Consider the following 3,865-nt stretch of genomic DNA (forward strand, 5'->3'; position numbering starts at 1 on the left):
AACCTAACATAATTCCACCAACAATTCCCGAAAAAGCTGCGGGAATTAATACCCTAATAATAGTAGCCCAACGAGTAGCTCCTATACCCACAGAAGCTTGTCGTAGATCGGGAGGAAGACTAGCAAGAGAATCACGAGAAATTGCTGTAATAATAGGTAAAATCATTATCGATAAAACGATAGCTGCAGGGAACATTCCCGGACCCCCCGCACTTACACCTTTAGGAAGAGAAAAAATAAAAATCCAGCCTAAATAATTACCAAGAAAAGCCTCAATTGGTTTGAGTAAAGGAAGTAAAACATAAATACCCCATAAACCATAAACTACACTAGGAATAGCTGCTAATAATTCCACCATAAAAGTTAATGGAGTACTAATTTTTGGAGGCAAAAATCCTTCACTTAAAAATATCGCTGTACCTAAACCTAATGGAACTGCAATAAATAAGGCGAGGAATGAACTAATTAAAGTTCCTACAATCATTGGCCATGCGCCATAATCCCCCTTTCCATCATTAGCAACAGGATTCCAAACACTTTTAAATAGAAAGGTAAAGCCAAATTCATTAATAGCTGGTATTGCTTGCCAAGCTACTGTTAAAGCTATCAATATTAAAATAGCCGCAATACCCCAAGCAAAAACTTTAGTAACAGTAATAAAACCATCATCAAACTTTCTTTCTGTATTAGTCCGAGACCGACTATCTTCTTTAACTTTAGACTGTGCAACCATAAAATTTTTTACCGAATAATTAAGGTTTAAAGCCTCTCCTTTAAAGGAGAAACAATGAATTAATTTTCCTTTTATTCAATCCTCTTCCTTTTAGGGAGAGGTAATTATCAATTATCAATTATCCATTATCCATTATTGAAATCTATCTACCTCAAATAGGTATATACATTTTCAAGGAGTTATTGAGTCAACTTCAAAGATTTTATTAGGTTAATTTTGAGGTAATATTACCTCAAAATTAGTGCAATGAACTGAATTTATAATTCTGAATTATCTTTTTCTTTAGTGGGTCTAATACCATGCATGAAAAAAGAATGTTACGAATAATAAGTGTGATTAAAAGGCAGGTGCAGGAGATGTCCCTTTAACAGAAAAGAGAATTTATGACCTAAAAACTGGTATTGAAACCATTCCCGTGTGAATCAGTCCGACTGAGTTCCCCTCCTGGGAGGGGGAGGGGCGAGGGGTGGGTTGACTTCTCAGAAATACCCTAGCTATTTGTAGCAAACATTTATCAATTTGGTCTAATACCCCACCATCTATAGCGCTGTGCGCAGGCAACAGGCAACAGGCAACAGGCAACAGGGGGGATAAATTGCCTATAATATAAGACTTTTAGCTATTGGGCATCTCCTGCAATTTGTAAATATACCAGCGCTCATTGCTATACAACAATGCCAATGCGGTTGGTGGGGTGAGAATTCCCATCGACTCCATTCTCGGTCTTACTGTACGAGGGTTAACGTAGTTGTGCGCTCGCTAATGGCCATTCACCCATATAGCAAAAGGAAGAAGGCAGAAGCGGTGCGACCCCGCGTCGGCGACAGACGCAAGCGGTCAGACCCCGCGACGACGCCAGCTCGCTTGCGGAATGCTGACCAAGAGAGGGAATGCGCACCAAGAGAGGCAGAAGGAAAAATCTGGCTTTGTCTGAATTTTCAGCTTTATGATCTGTCCTCACCTTTCCTTAGACTGCTATACTACTTGTTAATCTGACGGCTTCTCTAACCGACTACTTCTTCAATGTGGCTATGTTTCAAGGATGATAGATGTAGAACACTTGCTCGAGCAGTTATAAAATCACATAATCATCTGTGGTTTCTCTAAGAGGTTGTTTGTAAATGAATTATGAAGTGTTTTTACCCCTGGCAAATTGGGTATTTCAGCCTATAAATCTGGGATAAATAACCAAGTTGTTACAGTTTAAAGGTCAATCATTGTATATTACAAAACTTTACAAACAGTCTCTAAGCAGATTTTAGATTATTCACCTAACACCTAACACCTAACACCTGATTCATTTGATGCTACTTGAGAGTCATGTTGTAATCTGGGTTAATTTTATCGGCAGTTTCTAAAACTTTTTGACGTACATTATTAGGTAGAGGAATATAACCTATTTCACCACTAATTTTTTGACCTTCATTTAAGCCAAATTCAATCATTTTTTCTATTCCCTGAGCTTTACCTGCATCATCATATTGACCATAAGCAAGCATCCAAGTATAAGTGACAATTGGATAAGAATTATCTCCTTCTGGATCGGTAATAAAAGCTCGTAGATTTTCAGGTAATACTACTGCTTCTAAAGTTGCAGTAGCTGATTCAGCAGTAGGTTCTATATACTTACCAGAACTATTTTCCAGGGAAGCCATATTTAGACCAGCACTCTTAGCAAAACCATACTCAACGTAACCTATTGCCCCCTCGCTTTGGCGAATTTGAGCAGTTACACCATCATTCTTCGCACCACCAATACCTACTGGCCATTGAACAGTTTTACCTTCTCCAACTTTCTCTTTCCATTCTGGACTAATAGCACTCAAATGTTTCGTGAAAACTCCAGTTGTACCACTACCATCAGAACGATATACAACCGTAATTGTTTGGTCCGGCAAAGTTATATCGGGATTAATTGCAGCTATCTTAGGGTCATTCCAATTAGTAATTTTACCCAACAATATGTCTACATAAACTTCCCTAGAAAGCTTCAGACCAGAAACATCAGGCAAATTGTAAGCTAATACAATACTACCAGCAGTCATCGGTAGCAAAATGACACCCCGACCAACTTGAGCAATTTCCTCATCTGTCATGGCCACATCACTAGCACCGAAATCTACTAATTCTTGAGTAAATCTCTCAACACCAGCTCCACTACCTACCGACTGATAATCTACCTGTAGGTTAGGGTCACTTTGACTCAGGTCTTGAAACCAACGTTGATAGATAGGTGCTGGAAAAGAAGCTCCTGCTCCAACGAGGTTTACTTGAGCACCTCCACCTGTACCGTCAGTGTCACCGCCACCACCGCAGGCAGCTAAACCAATTGTCAAAGCTACTGCAGAAATTCTTGCAGTAATACGAGTTATTCGAGCAAGATTAATAGCAAATTGCATAATTATTAGCTTTCTATACCTAGACACCAAAAATAATAAATGAAAGCTTAACCTATTTAGGTTAAAGATAGGTTAATAGTTCTTGATAGTTAATAATAATTAGACCTCTCCAGAAAAGAGGGAGTAGGGAGTAAGTAGTAGAGAGTAGGCGGAAATAATTGATGATTTATCTACGATAATTGATTTGATTTTTGATTATTGGAAGAGAGGGAATAGGGAGTAAACAGTAGGGGGAAATAATTGATGATTTATCTACGATAATTGATTTGATTTTTGATTATTGGAAAAGAGGAAGTAGGCAGTAGGATAATGCTTTGACCACTGTAGTCTATCTATATTGAAAACCGCTATACTATTAAGTTGTTATGGTAGTAGCTCATCAAGCCTAAATTAGCCATCAGTTTTTTTTCGCTCATCAGACAAATTAGACTTGTTTCTAATAGAGTTGTTTGGAAATAAAAAAATAAAATGCTCAAAGGCTTACTATATAAAGCTTTCATGATTTTAGGTTTAAAAACCACTATAAACCTTGATGGATAAGGGTTTTAGCCATTTTTTTTGCTTAATTCCCAACAACTCTAATATTAAATCCGTTTAATTTGGTATAAAAAAATGTTCTATCCCACATTCCGCACCACAAACATACTACAAGGGCATTTTTAACGAAGAATGCGGATTACAGCCTCTATTATTGATATTAATAGCCTGTGTAATATGTATTTTTACCTATGAT

4 protein-coding genes are annotated in these 3,865 nt (G+C 37.6%); 1 reads left to right on the forward strand and 3 read right to left on the reverse strand.

The genetic code is table 11. The annotated features are described in order from the left end of the window. The coding region (pstC, locus tag F6K13_RS22790) for a phosphate ABC transporter permease subunit PstC (RefSeq protein WP_287288473.1) at nucleotides 1-733 on the reverse strand (733 nt) is incomplete at its 3' end. Nucleotides 734-1,114: 381 nt separating this feature from the next. Then, entirely contained in the window at nucleotides 1,115-1,294 is a 180-nt protein-coding gene (locus tag F6K13_RS22795) for a hypothetical protein (RefSeq protein WP_124143373.1), read from the reverse strand. Between the two features lie 201 nt (nucleotides 1,295-1,495). Between F6K13_RS22795 and F6K13_RS22800 the strand changes: the two genes are divergently transcribed. Further along, nucleotides 1,496-1,729 carry a hypothetical protein gene (locus F6K13_RS22800; RefSeq protein ID WP_287288475.1) on the forward strand — a complete coding sequence of 78 codons (234 nt, stop codon included), beginning with the start codon at nucleotides 1,496-1,498 and terminating at the stop codon, nucleotides 1,727-1,729. Nucleotides 1,730-2,040: 311 nt separating this feature from the next. On the opposite strand, the gene pstS is transcribed toward F6K13_RS22800, so the two are convergent. Continuing rightward, nucleotides 2,041-3,132 carry a phosphate ABC transporter substrate-binding protein PstS gene (gene pstS / locus F6K13_RS22805; protein WP_287288476.1) on the reverse strand — a complete coding sequence of 364 codons (1,092 nt, stop codon included), beginning with the start codon at nucleotides 3,130-3,132 and terminating at the stop codon, nucleotides 2,041-2,043. Nucleotides 3,133-3,865: the final 733 nt, after the last annotated feature.

The organism is Okeania sp. SIO2B9 (genome assembly GCF_010672505.1).
Lineage (GTDB): Bacteria > Cyanobacteriota > Cyanobacteriia > Cyanobacteriales > Microcoleaceae > Okeania > Okeania hirsuta.

Coding starts and splice junctions, on each gene's coding strand:
- F6K13_RS22800 (WP_287288475.1), top strand. CDS start 1,496: ATGGCCATTCACCCATATAGCAAAAGGAAGAAGGCAGAAGCGGTGCGA.
- pstS (WP_287288476.1), bottom strand. CDS start 3,132: ATGCAATTTGCTATTAATCTTGCTCGAATAACTCGTATTACTGCAAGA.